The organism is Gilliamella sp. B3892 (assembly GCF_026536305.1).
Taxonomy (GTDB): domain Bacteria; phylum Pseudomonadota; class Gammaproteobacteria; order Enterobacterales; family Orbaceae; genus Gilliamella.
Genome location: NZ_JAFNOK010000011.1, coordinates 70,456 through 91,242, shown reverse-complemented (window position 1 = coordinate 91,242; position 20,787 = coordinate 70,456). Strand labels below are relative to the sequence as shown.

The following is a 20,787-nucleotide window of genomic DNA, read 5'->3' as shown; positions in this document are numbered from 1 at the left end:
TATGTTTATAATACTAACAACAACAGATGATGTATTAGAGCAATCATTTACACTCTATGGTAAGAATTTACGTTTAACGCTGAGATATAACGCAATATTAACCGGTTATCAATTTGATTTGTTTGATATTGATAATGATGAATATATAACGAAAAATAAAGGGTTATCTGTCGGTAGTCCATCTATGATTGAGTTTAATTTACCTTTTGTGCTGGTATTAGATGATAAATCGGGATTGGGTATTAATGCGATATCTAAAGATGATCTAAACAATCGTATGCAACTATTAATAATGACTAAGGAAGAATATCGTGCGGCAATTCGGCAGGGTTTTAGAGCTTAAAATAGGTAATCGTAAAGAAAGCATTGTTATTAATAATCTTAGAGTTACCTTTTCTATCAAAAAAACACTATCTTCAGAGCCAAATACTGCAGAAATATCAGTTTACAATCTCAATGATTCAAACCGCAACCTTATCACTGGCAAGCAATATCATTTTTTAGAGTTATCAGTCTGCTATAAAGAAGATGTTTTAAGATTAATATTTTGTGGCGATATATTGACGGTAGAAAATAAACTGACGGGGCAGGATATCATCACAACAATGCGTTGTGGTGATGGACATCGAGCCTATAACGAAAAAACCATTATTAAAACGATGCAAAAAGGGCAAAAAGATAGCGACTTTCTAAACGAAGCAGTAAGTAGTTTTGGTGTTCAGAAGGGAGCTATTAATTTACCCAATGATAGAGCTTTGCCTCGCGGTAAAGTGCTCATGTGCGATACGCGCGAAGCAATGCATAAAATCGCTATTAACAATAATGCGGACTGGTCTATACAAGATGATCAGCTAGTTGTTATTCCTAAAAATAAAGCCCTTGCTAATAACGAGGGCTGGGTTATTTCTAGAAATACAGGAATGATTGGAAGCCCCAAAAAAAGCAATGAAGGATTAGAAGTTACAACGCTATGCAATCCTCATTATAGAATAGGTTCGCTTGTTTGCGTTGAATCAAGGCTTACTGAGTATAACGGCGATTATAAAGTAAAATCGATTGAACATAACGGCGATTTATACGGTACGAACTGGCACAGTAAATTAGTTTGTACGGCCGGAAAGTTTGAGAAAGTATAAAACGAATCATCAATCCAAAGTTGATCACAATTATAACAATTTGGTTAATAAAACATTAATCAAAAATATAAAAACACATCGCACTTAAAGATATCATTTATCAATAAATTAATCTTATATCAATGCTTAACATTGATCTTAACCCGCTTTGGCGGGTTTTTATTGCTCGGGGAAAAGATGACAGATTCACTATTTGAAGCGATTGAAAATCAAATAAAACGCGCTCAATCAAATATATATACTGCTTTGCCTGCAAAGGTTATTTCATTTGACGGTCATACAGTTCAATGTCAACCAATGATTAATAGAGTACTAGCAAATGGACAAGAAGTTTCAATCCCTCCTCTGGTTGATGTTCCTGCGCAGTTTCCTCATGCAGGCGGATTTTGCATTACGGTACCTATAACAGCGGGTGATGAGGGGCTTGTTATCTTTTCGAGTCGTTGCATAGATGGTTGGTTTGCATCGGGTAATGTATCTAAACCATTGGATAACCGAATTAATGACTTAAGCGACGGTTTTTTTATTGTCGGTTGCAATAGTGTGCCAAATAAAATACCTGATTTTTATCATGATGGCCTTTCGATGCAAACTGACGACGGATCGACACATATAAGGCTTACAAATGGAACAATCTATATAAAAGGGAACATTGAGCATGAGGGCAATATGAATCAAATCGGAAGCTACAATCAAACAGATGGTAATACAAATAGCTCTGGCACGATAACGGCTCAGGATGTTAAAACCAATAAAGGTATTGATTTGAATACGCATACGCACACAGATGTAAAAAGCGGCAATGAAAAAACAGGAGCACCGACATGATAGTCAGAGGTTTAGATAACAATCACGATTGGACTTTTGGTCATGGTCTGGGTAACTATTTAGATTGTTCTGATGCGATAGCGCAATGCGTGAAAACCAAATTATTAGCACTAAAAAGAGACTGGTTTTTAAATCGTGAGGACGGCATCGCATGGTTTGATTATCTAACTAAAAATCCTAACACAAAACAATTAGAAATTGATGTAAGAACAGAAGTTTTTAAAGTTGATGGAGTTGTAAATATCGATAGTTTCGACATTTTATTAGATACCGATAACCGCAAATTTCTAATTCAAATCACATACACCGATAAATTCAATAAAACTAACGAGGCATCATTTAATGTTACAGATAACAGATAAAGGTATCGAAATTGATGACTTATACACTATTCAAAATCGATTAGTTTCCGCATTTAAATCGATATACGGTGATGACGTCAATCTCGATAGCGATACGCCTGACGGTCAATTATTAGGGTTATTTTCACAAGAGCTTGCAAACATACATCAAGCTGTTTCTTTTATGGTGCAAATGTTAGACCCGTACCAAGCAACTGGGCATTGGCTGGAACAGCGAGCAATGTACGCAGGAATAACCCGAATTACTGCGTCATATTCTTATATTGATGAAGTAATTTTCACGGGCTCAGCAAAAACGACAATACCAAATAATTCTATTTACATAGATAAAAACAAAAATAAATGGGTTACGACAGAATCAATAACATTGAACAATTTAGGTAGCGCTCGCGTCAAATTCAGGTCGTTAGAACTCGGTAATTACACTGTTAATGCAATGGACGAGTTCACGCCAAGTACAATAATCATAGGCGTAGATAAAGTCACTGCGAATACTAAAAGTTATGGTGGCGTTGATGAAGAAACGGATGATCAATTATTAAAAAGGTTTATGTTATCGCACTCAATTAATAACTACGATGATCGGCAAGGTATACAGTCTTCATTAATGAATATAACAGGTGTGACTAAATGCGTTGTATATGAAAATTATACGAATAAAACCGATGAAAAAGGTGTGCCTGCTCACTCATTTAACGCTGTTATTTTAGGTGGAGCTGATGAAAAAATAGCGGAAGTTATTACTAAAAAGAAAATTGGTGGATGTGGGTTATATGGCCAAATTGAATCCTCTTATTTATTAGATGGTATACCGCGTAGAGTTTATTTCGATAGACCAAAAAAGGTCGATATCAACGTCTCAATGGTAATTGGTCGTTATAAATCATTTAACGATATCAATACTGAGCAAATCAAAAGCAACCTTAAAAATCTTGATTTTGACATCGGCGAAAATGTTTATTCATCACGCATTATCTCAAGCATTAATCTAGTTGACGGGTTTTATATTAAAGAACTCACGGTTAATGGCTCAAATATAGCAAATATCGATCATCGAGAATATGCACAGATAAACAATGTTGAGGTGCTAATTGAGTAGGGAAAAATTCATTATTTGGCAGTATAGATCAAAGCCAAAGGCTTTAGGCACTATTAAAGCTATCTACGAAGAAACCGACCAAACATTTAGAAACATTATTCAAGTGGCGGATATTCTCAATATTGACGATGCAACAGGTTACGCATTGGATTTAGTGGGTCGCCATGTTGGTGTATTTCGTGTTTTACCAACGGCTATTGCCAAAGAGTATTTTGGTTGGTTAGAAGACGATATTGCGCTTTCATTCAATGTTGGTGAATTTTATAGATATGGCGACTCTTTACGCACATCGGTTGTTTTGAACGATAGTGATTTTCGTTTTTTTATTAAAGCACGAATTTCAAAGAACTATCAAACTGGTGAGATATCAAGCATTGTTAAATCGATCAAATTTGTTATTGGTCAGTATGGTAATGTGGTTGATTCACAAAACATGACAATGAACATATTGGTTAACAGTGATCAATTAAGCTCACTAACATTATATGCAATTAGCAAAATGGATATTTTAGCTCGCCCAGTAGGTGTTATGTATCAATATGTTGTGTTAATTAACAATGAGCCATTCGGATTTGATCATGATAACCAATCACAAGGATTTAACTTAGGTAAATTTGTTCGACTACAAGAAATAGGAACTATTCAATGAAAGTACAGAATAAACCAGATTATTTAATTTTCGCTGATTCAGCAAAAAAAGGTGAAAATGCCGAATTTCCGGACGTTGGCAGGGGATGGGGAATTACTATCGATCAAACCGCATCTAAACCGCCCATGGAGTGGATGAATGGCGCATTTAACCGCATAGATAAAAACATGCTGTATCTATTGCAACAAGGTGTTCCAGAATGGAGTGAGAAAGTCACTTATCCAGTAAACGCAATTATTAAATACAACGGCGTGTTATATACTGCAATAGTTGAAAACGAAAATTCAATACCTACAACAAGCACAACTAAATGGAAAAAGACGCAAGCAGAAATACCAATTGCTAATACTCACCAAAAAGGCATTGTTCAACTCAACTCATCAACAAACAGCACATCTGAAGCAGATGCAGCTACCCCTTTTGCAGTTAAAAAAGCGAATGATTTGGCTATTACAGCTAATAAAATTGCAAATGGCGCGGTGCAGCGATCAGGCGACAACATGAACGGTGAGTTGTTTATTAAAAACAAACGCGTTCTAGTCGATGGTGAGGCATATCCCTTCCGTGGGCACCTCAACAATACACACCTAAACAATATTAAAGGCTTGCAACATGGTGTTTATTTTCAGCCTGCAAATGAGCTAGCAACCATTGAAAATGGATACCCAATCGATTCGGCTGGTGCGTTAATCGTTACACAAACAGGTGGTGACGGGGCTAATGGTTGCATTCAAACGTACACGGATTATTATTCGGGAAGGCAATTTGTAAGAACCTATAGAGACATGCCAAACATTTGGATGTCGTGGATTGAGCAAATAACTACTGCGAATGGCAATTTTATTTTGCCGGTCGGTGTTCCATTACCTTGGTCATTACCGGTTCCTCCGGAAGGCTGGTTTAATTGTAACGGTTCCCCATTCGATAAAAAAAGATGCCCCAAGCTAGCATTTGCTTACCCGAGTGGCTATTTGCCGGATTTACGTGGTGAATTTATCCGCGGCTGGGATGATTCGAGGGGGATTGATCGTTATCGAGGGCTATTAACTTGGCAAAATCATCAAGTTGCTGCTCACAGGCATGTTGGTGGTTGGGGTGAAAATTTTTCAAATTTAAATACTGAAAATCGGCAACGAGTAGCCCCGTTTGGATGTACTGGTGAGGGCGGCAGTTGGATTGGCGCAACAAGTAATGATAATGACAATCCACTGTTTTATACAAATGATGGGACAAACGGTAGTATCACAAACCCAAAAGGCGTCACAAGTTGGTTTAATTTGAATGCGGATGGGCTTGTCGGTTACGAAACGCGACCACGCAATATTGCATTTAACTACATAGTAAAAGCAGAATAACGGAGATAAAAATGAAATATATATTACAACCTCAAACTGCCATTTTAGATAGTGAAGGATTAACAACGTCAGCGGGTTGGTTAGTCATTTATAATGTTGATGCGAACACTGGCGAATATTTATCGGCTACGTATCAATATTTTCCCGTCGGCGTTGGTTTACCAGCTAACGCATATTTAGATGCGCCTAGCGACGTTGATGACCGGTGCGCAATTGTGCGTCAGGGCGATAAGTGGACATACCCAGTTGATCATCGAGGTAAAGTGATATACTCAATAGAAAATGGCGTAGAATCGATAGCGACAACAATTGGTGATATCCCTGATGGTTTTACATTATTAACACCGTCAAGCGAATTTGATAGCTGGGACGGCAAAAAATGGGTGTTGGATAAAGAAAAACAACATCAACATGACATTGCAGTAGCACAATTACAACAATCACAATTACTTAAAGAAGTTAATAATGAAATTAGCAATTTTCAAGATGCTGTTGACGCAGAAATAGCTACAGAACAACAAGTTGAAATATTGAAAAAATGGAAAAAATATCGTTTTGAATTAAATCAGCTAGATGTTAATAAAGTCCCCAATATTAATTGGCCGAAAAAACCGGCGTAACAATCAATTATTCCGGATTATTGTATTAGTTTTTTTTGTATAAACAGTGCAATTATCTGGAATATCTTTATTAATAAATGACATTGCTCCGATTTTTACATTGTTTCCTATATTTATTTTACCGCCTAAGATAACGGAATTTGCACCAATATGTACATCGTTTCCAATAACTATATCGATAGGTTTACACGCTAACCCAATTGTAACGTTTTGCAGAATTGTACATCTATCACCAATTGTTACATTATCATTTATAGTAATAGAATATGGGTGAGTAAAAAAAGGGCTTTTCCCTATTCTCGCACCAAACATAATTTCAATATGAAATTTTAGTATTAAATTTTGCTGTATTTTTTTTGCAACTTGTCGTTGGTCATCATTACCATGCATATACATTTCATTAGCTAATCGCCACCAAAATAAGATATATTTTTGTAGAGAACGAGTTTTTAAATATGATTTTAATACTCGATAAATGGAGGGTTTTCTACCACCTGTTAATTCTATTAACCAGCACTCTTTCAAGTGAGTTAAATCGTGATTCATTAAAAATCTAATGATATGTATGTATTTCATAAAACTAATCTAAACTAATATAACAATATTAGTTTAACATATGATATATATTAACTAAAAGCCATTAATCTTCAACTTCACATACTCAACCGCATCTGGATACGAATCCAAAATATCAACTTTGTTTAATTCATCGTTGTGATAAAAGCATCACCAATCTTTGTGTATATCGAGAGACAGAAAAAATCATATATGAATCATTTTCGCAATCATAAATTGAATCGTTATTAGGATCGGTAAGTATGTACATTATTTTTGTATAGTTTATTGTAATCATATTATGAAAAATTAATTAGTTTTATTCATCATAAACTAATAATTGTGCGATAACTGAAGTGAAAAGTTGGGAAGTGGATCGAGAAAAGTGTAAGAATAATCGACGTATATAAAATCTATCTTTAAATATTATTTTTAATATACTTTAACGGTATTTTTCTCGATATATTATTTATAAATAATCATAAATCATAGGGATATATTTTTATTTCGAATCCTATAGGGCATTAAAATTCAATAGGATTAATGATTTACTTCTAAGAATTTAAGCCTTGATTATTTTTATCTAAATTTTTTGAAGCACAAATTGTGACCATATCTAAAGGTAGCCCCCCATTTTCTATTTTATATTCGTTATCTGCTGTATTGATTTCTATTATGATAGTTATGACATAATTGAATCAAGATTTACGTGTATGGTTTATAAAAATTAATTAGTGTTATAATTTTGAAAAACAATAATTAATGGAGTTAATTAAATGATTTATTTAAATGGAGTAGGTTTTTTTTTATTGTCACTATTTATCTTTTGGTGGGTTTATTTATTAGTTTTCGTAATTGGTATAATAATTTTATGCTTCGCTAAAACCAAAATTATGCGAAGATTAGGTATTTTATTGATAATCACACCAATAGGTTGTTATATTTTTGCCTATTTATTATACGGATTTTTATCATTAATGTGGATTTAACCTATTTTAATTACCTTTTTTCCTAAATAATAAAAAAGCGGAAGTCTATTTCCGCCTTTTTTATTAACAATAAAATATAATTAAATTTCGCTATTTACCTTTTGTATTTCTTTTCTCTTTTTTCGGTTTTTTATTTGATGATAACTGCAAAGCCTGTACACTTTGCACTAAGTCAGCCAATTGCGTAACAATTTGGTTTCCGGTATCACTTTCATCACCACCTAGTGTTTTATTGCGTATAAAATCAGCTTTGATTTGTTGCCAACGTTTAGTTTGTGTATCAGTTAATACGCCACGAATTTCAGCGAGTTTAAGAAGATTTTCTTCAGCACCATTAGTTAATAGTTGAGCTTCACCTAAATAGTGATCGTTGATGATTTGATTAAGTTCATCATCATTCATAACAGAAGAAACCTTCTCAGCAAGTTTATTCATGTTTCGATAACTACCTTGAAGTTTGAAAGGTGGTTCTGTACGGTATTTATCTGATTGAGCAGCACTAACAATGTATTGTTGGTTAACTTTGAATACCACTTCTCTAATTTTCAATAGGTGACTAAGTACTGCAACAATTTCACTGATTTCTGCTTGGCTGTAAGCATAACTTAATTCATTGCTATTAAGTGGCTTGCCTTGTGCATGGTCAATGAGTTGATAAAGATCATTTAAGTCACGTAACGCAAGTGGTGCTAGAATTGGATTTGAAGTTAAGCAGTTTTCAATATAACTTGAAGCAAAAACTTCATCCATACCACCAAGAACTTCACCTAAATTATAAATATCTGCACGGTTAGCCAACATATCTGGTATTTTGAATACTTCTCCTGATTCAGTATACGGGTTACCTGACATAATAACGCAGAATTTTTTACCTCGGAGATCATAGGTCTTAGTTTTTTCTTTCCAAACACCTTCTATTCGGCGTGAACCATCACAAAGGGAGATGAATTTTTGTAAGAATTCCGGATTGGTGTGCTGTATATCATCAATATAAAGCATGACGTTATTTCCCATTTCAAGTGCTAGATTAAGTTTTACTAACTCTTGTTTGGCAGTTGCATTCGGTGCTTGATTTGGATCGAAAGATAACACACTATGGCCTAAAGCCGGTCCGTTAATCTTCATAAAGATTAATCCAAGACGATTAGCAACATATTCCATTAATGTCGTTTTACCATAACCCGGTGGAGATATAAGCAGTAATAACCCCATTAAATCGGTACGTCTAGTTTCACCAACCGTTCCCATTTGTTTAGCTAAGTTATCACCAATGATAGGTAAGTAAACTTGATTAATGAGTTTGTTTCGCACAAACGAACTTAATGGTTTAGCCTTAAATTCCTCCAGATGTAGAAGATCACGTTGTTCATCGAGTACTTCCTGACGAAGACTTTGATAATGCTGAAACTCCGGAATAATAATTCTGGACTGTTTACGCATGCGACTAAAGAAATCATCAAGATTAATATTCAACACTCCCTGAATTATACTTGGATGATCGCCAAGTAAATCGTTGACGGAAATATCAAGCTCAAGCTCGCTAATTCCCAGCGTAATGCTACTTTCTTTATCTAACATACACAATACTAAAGCTTCAGCAATATAGTCTGATAGTTTTTGATATTGGGGTAGGGTACAAAGACCTTTAAACCAACTTTCGATTAGAATCCAGCGATCGGCAAGTCGTTTTTGAAGATTGCTTTGTGATTGGTTAAAATCACCCCACATATGAGATTCCTCGAGGCGGGCTTTTAAACCTTCAAATAGATAGTGGCCATATTTACTTAACGTAAATTCTTGTGGTGTTTCGGCTAATATATAGCTTAAATATTCAGTTGCTTGTTTTACATGATACTGTTCATGTTGAATAGGATATTTTTCTAAAAATTGGGTTAATTCAAAAGACATCTCTGTTTGAAGATTTCTTATACCTTCATCATGACCAAATAACGCCTGTATATCTTTACAAGTTTTGGCTCGCTCTGGCCATAATTTGGCAATATCACTCTTTTGATTATGATACCAAAAAAGAATAGCTAAGCTTCGGGCTAAAGGGTTATAGCGTAATAGACCGGCCGCTTCACCTAGCGGGATCAGTTTGACTAATATTTTTAATGCATCGTGATCGTGAATCCCTTTTTCATAGCCCTCACGATATCGCATTGACGCATAATCTCTTACTGTTTTAGCTAATACTTCAGGTTGGTTTAATTGATTTTTTAAATTGTCATAACTTAAATCATGCTCTTTTTTAAGCGCTGAATTAATTATTGAATATGCTAAATATTCACCACGGTAAACACTAGGCGATTCGGATTCTAATGAAATTGACCAGAAAGGTTTATAACTTTCTAATTTAGGGTGATTAATTCTTTCCTGATAATCAGTACCCGTTAATTGCAAATAAAGATGATCTTCTTTTGGTACAATGGTTAAATCAAGTTCTTGGGTGTTGACACTAAACTTATGTCTTGGCCCCAGTTTGATTACATTTCCGCCAGATTCAAATATTTCTGATTTATCTCGTAAGGCTCGTATTGATTGATCTCTGGCACTTTGGAAACGAGATTCAATATCATCCGCTTTGACATTATCAAAAAGTGCTCTTAATTTTTCGACAATTTCACGAATTTTTAAAGCTAAAGCGTCGGCAACAAAAAAAGCATTTAACTCATTTTGATCAGAAAATTTAGCCGTTCTTCTTGGTATACTATCTAAAATTCGATTGGCAGCCGTAAGTAATGCTTCCGTTCGTCTTGTTCTATCTTCAAGTAGTGATTGTTTATGGGTTTCAAATGATTCTAATATTTCTTCCCGTTTAGCCAGAATATCATTAAGGAACTCTTCACTTTCACTGAATTGATTTTCAAGCTCTTCAAGTTGTACTAAAAGCCTTGATAATTCATCGTCACATTTTTCTGGCGTGGTAGCTAAACTTAAAGCACTGGCAACACTTTGTCCAAAAAGTTTGAATTGTGCGCCAAATTGAGCAACCATTTCTGTACTTGATAGGTTTTTTCGTTTTTGGTTGATTTTGGCTTTTGTTTGATTGAGTTTTGCATAAACTTCAGCAATAGCTTCAATAATTCTTGTTTGTAATGTGACATCATCAAATTTTAATGTCGCCATTAATTGCGAAAGCATATCAAGATCATTAGACATTTGATCGGCTATTGCTATTGGTTCAATCAACTTGGCAACGGTATCGGCTTTATCAAGAGCTTTCTCGATTTCTTCTATTTTTAAGGCATAAGGTTCTAATGCTTTATCACTATCGAGAAAGTTTGCTGTCGCTAATGAAACAACTGATTGTCGCTCTTTAAGTTCATTTTCCATTATATCGATCTGATTTAAATCGATATAACGATAACTTCGTAAAGTAACAAGGCTGCCTAATTGCATTTTTATTGCATTTAAAGCATCGACAAACTCTTGTGTTTCTTGCCAGCTATCAGGGTATAACTTTGATAATAAATCTTGTTGATTTGTGATTGCTTCACGCATCGCACTTTCGGACTGGCGGCGTATGCTTTCGACTTTTTCATATTCATCCAGTACTAATTCACTGGTTTGGGTGATATTGCGTAATATTGGTGAAAATGAAAGATTTACTTCATCATTTAACCAAAAATAACTATCGAATAATCGTTTTGTGTCTTCACTTAATTTACTATAGAGCTGTGAAGAAATAGATTGGTTATCAATTTCACGTGAAATAAAGTAAAGATCTGAAATACCACGAACAAGTTCAGCGTTTCCGATTTTACCTAAAAAGCTATTGTTTGTTGGTTGCTGAGCGGCAAATTCATCGCTATAAAAAGGCGTTTGCCAAATTTGCATTGGATGGACTCGAGTTGGTTCATCATTTTCACCTTCAAAAACAACCATTCTTCCGTCTTCAAAAACTGCATAACCATGACCTAAAATAGGATTATCCAGTTTTCGTTCAATCATATTGTAGTTGAATAATGCCAGGCGACCAGTATACGGGTCATAAAAAATATATAATACATCTTCGCCATTTGGGGAACGTCTAATCCGTCTAAAACGCATTCCTGACATTGATTGGTCGAATGTTTTATATTCACCATTTTGCAAGTAATATCCACCAGGAAATATAACACCATGATCTTCCGGTAGTTGAATACAAGCTTGACCAATAAAATCAATTCGTTGCGCTGTTTGGGTCAAGGTGTTATAAATCAAATAGCGCCAATTTTCTTCACGGTATGGTAATACTTTTAAAAGTATCAGCGAACCTACTTTGGCATATTCAATTTTTGCATCATTTATCGATTGGTTTTTATCTAACACATCTTCACGATAAATACCCAGCCCATCATTGGTATTATTTTCACATTTGATTGTCAAATCTCCACCAATGGTTTCGACAAACACAGTATCTAAGATATTGACGTGTGGAAATCGACCATTAACAATATTTTCTCTTGTTGTTTCAATCCATTCAAAATCATAAGCTGGTGGAAGGGCTATATCACGTTCTCCACGATTATCGATATAGTTAATGGTTTTCTTATCACTTGATATTGACCAACGAAATACACGGATATCGCTTAATCGTTCACCAATTTGAAAGCTTGCCAGTAATTTACCGTCACGTTCAACCAGTTGCAGCAATTGGGCATTTTTGTAGTAGGTATATAACTCACTGAAGTCTTGAACAAAACGATCAATATTTAAAAATGTACCGGAAAGATTTACAGGATCGGCTTCATAATTACCGTCACGTTCAACCAGTTGATAAAGTGAAAAGACATCTTCAATTTTTGCTTCTTTTTTTAAGCCTAAAAAAACGTTATATCCAAATAGTAACCAATCACCAAAACGGACAATGTCTCGTGCGACACAATTGTTTTCCGTTCGGATACGAATTCGTCCTATAATTGACATATCACTTTTACCAAATTCGGACAGCCTTTGTTGATTTAAAGCTTCTGTTTTTTGGTTAAGCTCTATTCCTAAAGCGGTGAGACGTTTTCGAAGGATTTCATAAGCACCACCTTCAGCAACAGCTTTATCAAGTGTTGTTTGTTGTTCGTTATCTTGTTCTATTTCTGCCATTTTAAACTCATTGATCATTATGTAGAAGGGCTACTGTTTTCGGTAGCTAGCTACCGAAAACAGATGATAGTGACAATTCAATTACGAATTATCTGTCTAGTGGTCTTGTTCACTATCTTTACTATCAGATGATAAAAATTGTTTAGCGAGTGCCTTTAGATCAGTATTTTCTAACGTCTCTTTTAAATTCACATTCTTATTGCCGGATAAGCGTGATAGCACTGATTGTAATGCAGATTGTAAAACAGGGCTTTGGTTAACTGTTCCTTCAATAGCTTTACCAACACTAATCGCTTTAGAGAAGCTGTTAAAGAAGTTATCATTGCCACCAACAATTTCGATATTAGCTTTACTAAATGCGGCTGCAAGTACTTCGGCTTGTTCTTTAGCAATTTCTTTATTAGCAGCAATTGCAGCAATGGCTTGTTCGAAACTTTTTTCCAATGCTAAACGGAACTCTTCATGGCTTTGTGACTGTTCACTCATCGTTGCCATTGCTTGGAATTTCTCAACTAAACCGCTTGCTTCAGCAGTTAAACGCTCACGAATAACTAAAGCTTCTGCTAAACCTTGTTCTTTGGTTGCCGTTGCTTTAGCAAGGCCGATGCGTTCATCACCACGTGCTTGCGCAGAGAGTTTTTCTTCAAGAATTTTAGCTTCTGTTAAACCTTGTTTTTCAGTTGCAATCGCTTTCGCTTCAATAACTTTTGCTTCAGATAATCCGACTTCTTGGCAACCTTTTGCTTCTGCTAATAAAGTTTCAGCTTTGATATTGGCTTTAACTAATCCTTCTTTTTCTTCTGCTTCTGCACGAGCTTTACGGACTTTCGCTTCAGCTAAGCCAATTGCCGCTTCTTCAGCTTCAATTCCTTGTGCTAATTGTTTTTTGGCTTCAGATTGTTTTGCGGCTGCTTCAAGTTCAGCTTGTGCTATTGTACTAATTTCAACTGCACGATATTTAGATGCTTTTTCATCAGCTTCAGCTTGTTTAACTTGTTTTACCAGTTCTTGTTCAGCTCGAGCTTCTGCTTCAATGATTGTAGTTTGTTTTTCTCGATCTGCTCTTGAAACTTCACGCACTTCTTTAATGTTTTCTTCTTCAACTGCAACAGTTTTTTCAACTGCGACTCTTTCACGAATTACATTGGCAATCGTTTTCTTTTCTTCTTCAAGAACTTTATCTTTTTCGATACGTTGTAATTCAACTTCTCGTTCCCGTGCCACGATTTCAAGCGAGCGTGCACGTTGTACCCGTTCTTCTTCAATCGCAATGGCTCTTAAGCGATTTTGTTGTGCAACTTCGACTTCACGTAAACGATTCTCTTCACGTACTTCAATTTCCTGTTGCGATTGAATGCGTGCTTGTTCAGCTTTTAATCGTTCTTCTTCCTGCACTTTTAAGGTTTCAGCCATTTCACGAGCACGGATTGTCTCAATTTCACGTTTTTGTCGTGCTTCTGCATCGGCTTGTTGACGTTCAAGTTCTAGTTTGGCTTCGATAGTTTCGGTGTCTTTTTTCTTTAAAGCCAGTTCAAGATCTCTTTCTCGCTTATTGGTTTCATCTTTATGAATTGCAGTAATTGAAGTAATTTTATTAATCCCTTCTGCATCAAAAATATTATCCGGGTCTAATGCTTTAATAGGTGTTTGTTCTAAATAGTCAATTGCCACATCTTCAAGCGCATAACCGTTAAGATCTTTACCGATAACATCGATAATACGTTCACGGAAATTTAAGCGATCTTCAAATAATTTGGCTAATTCAAATTGTTTACCCACGGTTTTCAATGCTTCAGAAAACTTAGCGCTAAATAATGAACTAACTGCTTTTTGATCAGATGCTCTGTCAACACCAATTGATTTTGCAACTTTTAATACATCTTCGGTGGTTTCATTAACACGCAAATAGAATGCAACACAGATATCAGCACGTAGGTTGTCTTTACAAATTAATCCATCTTTACCACGACGTTCTACATCAAAAGTAATTAATGAGATTTTCATAAACTCTTTTTTATGTATAACCGGATAAACTAAAGCACCGGTAAAGTAGACTTTCGGTTTTGAGCTCATATCATTGACAATAAGCGCAGTACCTTGAGGAACTTTGATATAGAATGCTTTAAATAATAAGAAAAATCCTAAAATAACAAGAAAGATAACGCCTATAACTGTAGCAAATAAAATGATGGTATCGAAATTCATTGACATAATTTACTTTTCTCCAAAAAAATTAATTTTTATAATCCATTAAACTCTTCTAAACTAACTATTTCATAGCTATTGTCGGTTTCATCATAACGTAGCAAGATAGCCTTATCGTGACGCTTAAATTGATTCGGCTCTTTACATCTTACTTGCAATATTAAACTAGCTCCGCCATCTTCATAAATTGCTTCACCTTTAATTTCATTAACGGCACTTGACCGAATGATTACTGATTGGCCAAGTAAAACTTTATGATCTTGAGTTATATTCAATTTATTAAATAATGGTCTGAGTGGTTTTATGATGTATGCAGTTAGATAAACCGCAACAATAAAGGTAATGAATAAAACGAGTAATCCTACGATGTAATAAACAAAGGTAAGGTTACTAAACGGTAAGATAAAAAAACGAAAGGAAAAATAACTTATCAACCAGCCTAGCAAAGAAATTAAGGTTATGACAAGTGTCATGGGGACTTGATTGAAGCCTAATTTTAATAATAATCCGGCAAATCCAGATGCATTACCCGGAATATCTGTTGATAAATCGCCCATATCAATGTCCAGATCGACATCTAAACAATCAACAGTTAAGATACCAATTGCAGCTGTTAACCAATACAACACACAAAGCGTAAGTAATCCGCTGAAAATTACCACAGGAAAAGAAAAAAATATTCCCCAAAAAAGCTCCATTATATTTCCTTAATTGCATTTTTATATGCATTTTTATTTTTAGTTAGATAAATAGTTATAATGTTTATTAGTTTATACCAGAAACAAAATAGTTACATAATATAAAATTCTAGGAAGTTTGTTTTTCTTTCAATCGAGCTAAAATGGCAATGGCATTTTTATTACTTGATTTTATGCCGGCTTCTTCGAGCTTACTATCAAGCGAATTAGCACTGTCACTTTTAGCTAGTTCATTTTTCGCATCCAATACTGCCGCCGTTTGTTCCTGACGTTTCTTGATTCGATCTAATGAATCTAAAGCTGTTTGCAATTTGGTTGTTGAACCACCGTAACGTTGTGCAACAGCTGATTGAGCTTTTTGTACACTTTCTGTTGCTTTAACAATATCTACCTGTTGTTTTAAATTACGAATATTAATTTCTGTTTGGGAAATGGTTTGGCGTAAATTTTTACAACTTTCAGTGAAACACTTAGCTTGTTTTAAATAGTTATCATGCTCCGTTTCAAGCTGAGCTAACTTTTCCGCGACTTCTAACGCCAACTCTTCATTATTTGCTTCTAACGCTTTTATCGCGTAGCTTTCATACTCAGCGATTTTTTCTGCGGTAAGTTTTACTTCTTTATCAGCTAATTTTTGTTGAGCAAGTATATTTGCTAATGACTCTTTAGCTTGTTTTAACTCCATATCTGCGTCACGAATTTCTTGATCCAAGATACGTAAAGCTTGAGTATCAATAATTGATTCTCCAACCTCATTGATACCACCACGGAGTGCCGTAACAAGTTTTTTGAAGATAGCCATTTTTAATCTCCTTTTTTCTAGCATAATTCAATTGGTTAATCATTGATGTAATTTTCAAAAGCTTCAGTGGCTTTAATCACATTATCAGATAAAGTTTCTAATTCATAAATAATATTGTTAAGTATTGATGAAGCACTTAAAGCACCATACATTATATAATTTATTGAACCGTCGCCACTTTTTTCTATCGCTATGGTTGATAAAGGAAATAATTTACGTGAACATAAGACTTCTTCGTTAAATTGGGTTAAATCTTTAATCATATCAACAGGCCAAAGCAGAGCTTCAACAATAATTTGTTGATTTGAAACACTTAAATACAAGGGTAAATCGCCATACTCATGCATAATGATAAACAAACATGCATCTACACCATCGATAATTTCAATACTTGCATAACCTTGTTTAACTAATTCAGAATTATTTAATTGTTCATAAAGATCTGTAATTAACCAAACTTCATTTTTTTTCATTTCATTGTTTTCCTGTTGATGATTATAAATTACGTTACTTGATATCAAAGGTTTGCGAAACTGTTTTTCAATTTCAACTAGCTTTGAGGTATTTTCCGGTAAAATCCAAACTTCTTTTTTTACTAAACCTTGTTCACGTAATCGTTGTCGATATTGTTTTTGATAGAAGGCTGAGTTTTTGATCTCTTTTGTTTTTTTCATAAAATTTATTTTGGATTTAATTAGAATTTAATGTCAGTAATATTAACACAAAAATATTACATGTAAATATTACATGTAATATTTTATTAAATACATAATGAAAGGATTTAATTTTAATAACTCTATATTTTATAATGATATTTTTTAAGGTGAAGCATTTTGAATTGGCTAAAATAAAAGTTTTTATAAAAAATTATCGAAGGGGATTAGGTTAAATTTTATTTTTAGAATTAATCTTACATCAAATGTATAAAACTTTTAGATCGGTTTTTGAAAATAAATAACCCGCTAAAGCGGGTTATGATCAGTAAATGTTAACTTTCAATTAAATTAAAAATCGATATCTAAACCTAATTGGAATGTTCTACCCGGAGCGGTAAACATATCTAGGTATTTGTGATCCGATGAGCGATATAGTTTATTATTGCTTAAATAATCCCAGTATTTCTGGTCAGTTAAGTTATAAATACCGCCACTTAGTTTTACATTTTTGGTAATATTGACATAACCAGTTAAATCTACGGTACCATGTCCGGCGATTCTAAAGTATTCATCCGTTGAGTCTTTAATTGGTGTTCCGTCATTACTATGTGTTTCACGTGTTGTCGATTCTGTTTTCTTCCCTTTTTGGAAAGTCGCCGTCACAGCAACTCCGTAGAGTTTATTTGGATCATCCCATGCTAGACCAATAGTACTTTTTAATGGTGCGATAGTATCCATTTCAACATATTTATCGCCTAAATAGCTTGATTTAGATTTACCTTGGTTATAACCAATGGCGAATCTAGCGCTTAAGCCATTGACAGATTCAAACCATGAGCCAAAATTAAATTCACTGCTTAATTCTGCTCCGTAAATATAGGCTTTATCCCGATTTTCCGATTGGTAAACTATACGGTTGCCTGTTCCAACAAAATTTTTCTTATAACGAGAATATGCAATAAAATTCTTGTATTTATTATAAAATACCGCTGAAGATAGTGTCATACCAGATACAGGCTGACCTTTCAGACCCAATTCAAAATTATCGCTGGTTTCAGTTTTAAGATTTGAATCACCTACCAAAACATACATTTGACTATGCGCCAAATACGAACCGTATAACTGGTTTTGGTTTGGCATTTGTGCGCCACGTTTATATTGTAAATAGGCGGTTAAATTAGGATTAAGATCGTACATAAACGCTAGAGACGGTAGGATTTTAAAGTCACTATTACTATTGTACTGTTTACCTAATTGGCTCGAATTGATATTCGATACCGCCATATTTTCAAGATTACGTGGTTTGGTGTTTTGATAGATAGCTCTTACTCCCGGAACGATATAAAAATTGTTGCTATCGTTAATATTAAAACTAATGCGATCTTCAAAGAATCCACCTATTTGATAGCTACGGCTATCTGCTTGCGGTTTGGTATAATCTCCGTCAGGGAAAATTCGACCATTTTGTGATTTTGCAGAAGTATAAAATGGCGATTCATCTTCACTCCACTTAGCATTTAAACCAGCAGTAATTTTTTGATTATCAAAACTTTTTAATAGGGTTGTGATAAAGTTATAAGATTTTGTATTGTAATTTGTTTGAGTATTGAAGTTACCTTTAGAACTATGGCGCAAATAGGTATCATCAAATACATTTGTGCGTTGATAATTTATCTGAGTGGTTAAACTATCAATCCAACTAATGTTGGTTGGTTTCCATTGATCTTTAATCGCTAAGTTAAAGCGATTATTTTTACTACGCTGATGATCATACGATTCAATTTTTTTACCATACCGATCCCAAGTATCATAATGAGAGTTTTTGGTTTTACTGTTGAAATCAATCGTTGCGTTGACCAAATGCTCATCCGTCATTTGCCAACCAATTCCCGCTAAAATTGAATTTGAGTGCCAATTTTCAGGATAGCTATTGATCGAATCTCCGTAATTACGGCCTTGCTGTCCGTCACGACGGCTTAATACAAGAATTCCATTAAGGTACTCATCACCTCCGGCGATAGTTATACCTTGATGATAGCTTCTATCGGCGCTGTCGTAATTATTTTGAAATCCAAAATAGCTGGTTTTGCCCGGATACAAATAATAACTGGCTGTTTTAGTTTGGAATGAAACAGAGCCACCTAAGGCATTATTTGCATTACTGACAGATGTTGCGCCAGATTGAATATCAACCTTGTTATACATATAAGTATCAATGTAATCACGTCCAATACCGTATGAACCAAATCCCGCTCTACCAACAGAATTAACACGCCCTTGAGCAATCGGTAATGGCATACCGTCAATATCAATCGATACACGATTAGCATCTAAACCACGAATATTGTAACCGGTAAATCCTCCACGATCCCAACTGCTTTTACCACTGCCGGAACCGGAAATATTGCCCGGTGCTGAAATAAGCGGTTGATAACGCATGATACTACCAAAGTTCGTACCGCCATCACGTCTAATATCTGATTCCGAAATTTCTGTATTAGTACCAGCTGTTTTGGTGGCTTCATGAGCCGTTACTGTAATGGTATCAATATTGTTTTCTTCATCTTGAGTTTGAGCGGCGACGGTAGGTAACGCTAAGGTTAACCCTATTGCTAGCGTGCCGGTTTTCTTTAGATTAATTAAGTCAAACATTTTATTCCTTTCAAAAATGATAAATACGAATAATGTACTTCAATTGCTTCTTTAACTAATTGATATAATTATTTTTTAAAATCCGATTGTGGTTATTTATTTTCAGGGTAAAAACTTGCATAAAGTATTTTTGTCACCTCATCAATACGGGGGCCGATACCGAATAAATAGCTATCATCTATCGTCACTATGCGATGATTTTTAAAAGCCGATGTTTCGGTAATACCGGGAATTGTGTTAACTTTATCAAGCCCGCCTAGCTGGCTAATTGAATGACTATTTAACAAAATAACTTCGGGATCCATAGCAATTAATGATTCCGCGGTATAACTTTTAAAGCTATTATGTTTTGCCAGATTTTCACCGCCCGCAATTTCAATTAACGCATCTGCTGTTGTATTTTTGCCTGCGACAGAATTGGTGCCTCCCATGCTCATTAGGAACAGTACTTTGGCTTTTTGAGGATGAGTTGTAATTTTGTCTTGGATTTGTGCTAAGTTGGTTTTTATCTTATTGGTTAATTGTTGTCCTTCTGTTTGTTTATTGAGCTTTGCCGAAATTTTTTCAATATTTTCATATAACAACTCAATAGTGCCCGGAACTCGCTTCAATGGCAAAACATCAACCTTAGCTTGGCTTACTTGGCTGATAACGTTATCAGGCTCGGCATCCTCTAAAGTAATAAAAAGGGTAGGATTTAATGACAAGATACCTTCAATATTCAATAATTTCCAATATCCGATTTGCGGAAGTTGCTTCGCTTTTTCGGGGTAGCTACTGGTTTTATCCACCCCAACAACTTGATCTCCCGCACCTAAAGCAAATACTATCTCTGTGAGGGATCCTCCTGCAACAACAATTCTTTCATTAGCAAAGCTATGGTTGATTAAACTGTTGAAGCTTAAAATTAACAAAAATAGACTAATTTTTGCCATTATTTTATTCTTCATTACTTGTTTTCCATGTAGTTATGACTTCAGATAGAATCCATAATATAGTGAAAATGATAACTATTATCAACACAATTATAATGATATCCTAATGTTAATTATTTTTCAAAAAAGTCATTAAAAAGTTAACAGATTTGCTTTTCTAACAA

Annotated in this window: 16 protein-coding genes; 8 read left to right on the top strand and 8 right to left on the bottom strand. The window is 34.7% G+C overall.

All coding sequences use genetic code 11. The features are described from left to right. Position 1: 1 nt before the first annotated feature. The 8 genes from J3U74_RS10550 (at position 2) to J3U74_RS10515 (ending at position 6,049) form a co-directional block, all read left to right on the top strand. Complete coding sequence (locus tag J3U74_RS10550) at positions 2–343, top strand: phage baseplate plug family protein (RefSeq protein WP_267328972.1); 342 nt, start codon at positions 2–4, stop codon at positions 341–343. After that, the gene (locus J3U74_RS10545; RefSeq protein ID WP_267328971.1) at positions 312–1,136 is read left to right on the top strand and encodes a phage protein; all 825 of its coding nucleotides are present in this window, start codon (positions 312–314) and stop codon (positions 1,134–1,136) included. Before J3U74_RS10550 ends, J3U74_RS10545 begins: the two co-directional genes overlap by 32 nt. A gap of 177 nt (positions 1,137–1,313) precedes the next feature. After that, positions 1,314–1,964 (top strand): Gp138 family membrane-puncturing spike protein, encoded by a 651-nt coding sequence (locus J3U74_RS10540; protein ID WP_267328970.1) that lies wholly within the window; start codon positions 1,314–1,316, stop codon positions 1,962–1,964. Then, positions 1,961–2,326: a hypothetical protein gene (locus J3U74_RS10535; protein WP_267328969.1), complete on the top strand. Its 366-nt coding sequence runs from the start codon at positions 1,961–1,963 to the stop codon at positions 2,324–2,326. The genes J3U74_RS10540 and J3U74_RS10535 overlap by 4 nt, the downstream gene beginning before the upstream one ends. Then, entirely contained in the window at positions 2,307–3,425 is a 1,119-nt protein-coding gene (locus tag J3U74_RS10530; RefSeq protein ID WP_267328968.1) for a baseplate J/gp47 family protein, read from the top strand. The genes J3U74_RS10535 and J3U74_RS10530 overlap by 20 nt, the downstream gene beginning before the upstream one ends. Then, positions 3,418–4,074: a DUF2612 domain-containing protein gene (locus J3U74_RS10525; RefSeq protein WP_267328967.1), complete on the top strand. Its 657-nt coding sequence runs from the start codon at positions 3,418–3,420 to the stop codon at positions 4,072–4,074. Before J3U74_RS10530 ends, J3U74_RS10525 begins: the two co-directional genes overlap by 8 nt. Further along, positions 4,071–5,429: a tail fiber protein gene (locus J3U74_RS10520; protein ID WP_267328966.1), complete on the top strand. Its 1,359-nt coding sequence runs from the start codon at positions 4,071–4,073 to the stop codon at positions 5,427–5,429. The genes J3U74_RS10525 and J3U74_RS10520 overlap by 4 nt, the downstream gene beginning before the upstream one ends. A gap of 11 nt (positions 5,430–5,440) precedes the next feature. Further along, positions 5,441–6,049 (top strand): tail fiber assembly protein, encoded by a 609-nt coding sequence (locus J3U74_RS10515; RefSeq protein WP_267328965.1) that lies wholly within the window; start codon positions 5,441–5,443, stop codon positions 6,047–6,049. A gap of 3 nt (positions 6,050–6,052) precedes the next feature. Here J3U74_RS10515 and J3U74_RS10510 read toward each other — a convergent pair whose 3' ends face one another. The 8 genes from J3U74_RS10510 to J3U74_RS10475 form a co-directional block, all read right to left on the bottom strand. Beyond that, positions 6,053–6,595: a serine O-acetyltransferase gene (locus tag J3U74_RS10510; protein ID WP_267328964.1), complete on the bottom strand. Its 543-nt coding sequence runs from the start codon at positions 6,593–6,595 to the stop codon at positions 6,053–6,055. Between the two features lie 1,088 nt (positions 6,596–7,683). Next, entirely contained in the window at positions 7,684–12,675 is a 4,992-nt protein-coding gene (locus tag J3U74_RS10505) for a DNA repair ATPase (protein ID WP_267328538.1), read from the bottom strand. A gap of 96 nt (positions 12,676–12,771) precedes the next feature. Further along, complete coding sequence (locus J3U74_RS10500; protein ID WP_416379750.1) at positions 12,772–14,880, bottom strand: hypothetical protein; 2,109 nt, start codon at positions 14,878–14,880, stop codon at positions 12,772–12,774. Positions 14,881–14,915: 35 nt separating this feature from the next. Further along, entirely contained in the window at positions 14,916–15,578 is a 663-nt protein-coding gene (locus J3U74_RS10495) for a hypothetical protein (protein WP_267328536.1), read from the bottom strand. Positions 15,579–15,687: 109 nt separating this feature from the next. Further along, on the bottom strand, positions 15,688–16,380 hold the full coding sequence (locus J3U74_RS10490; protein WP_220219438.1) for a PspA/IM30 family protein: 693 nt from the start codon (positions 16,378–16,380) through the stop codon (positions 15,688–15,690). A 35-nt stretch (positions 16,381–16,415) separates the two neighbouring features. After that, positions 16,416–17,054: a YjfI family protein gene (locus J3U74_RS10485; RefSeq protein WP_220219439.1), complete on the bottom strand. Its 639-nt coding sequence runs from the start codon at positions 17,052–17,054 to the stop codon at positions 16,416–16,418. A gap of 330 nt (positions 17,055–17,384) precedes the next feature. After that, a complete protein-coding gene (locus J3U74_RS10480) occupies positions 17,385–19,688 on the bottom strand; it encodes a TonB-dependent receptor domain-containing protein (protein WP_220219440.1) in 2,304 nt (767 codons plus the stop codon). A gap of 92 nt (positions 19,689–19,780) precedes the next feature. Continuing rightward, the gene (locus tag J3U74_RS10475) at positions 19,781–20,638 is read right to left on the bottom strand and encodes a heme/hemin ABC transporter substrate-binding protein (protein WP_267328535.1); all 858 of its coding nucleotides are present in this window, start codon (positions 20,636–20,638) and stop codon (positions 19,781–19,783) included. Positions 20,639–20,787: the final 149 nt, after the last annotated feature.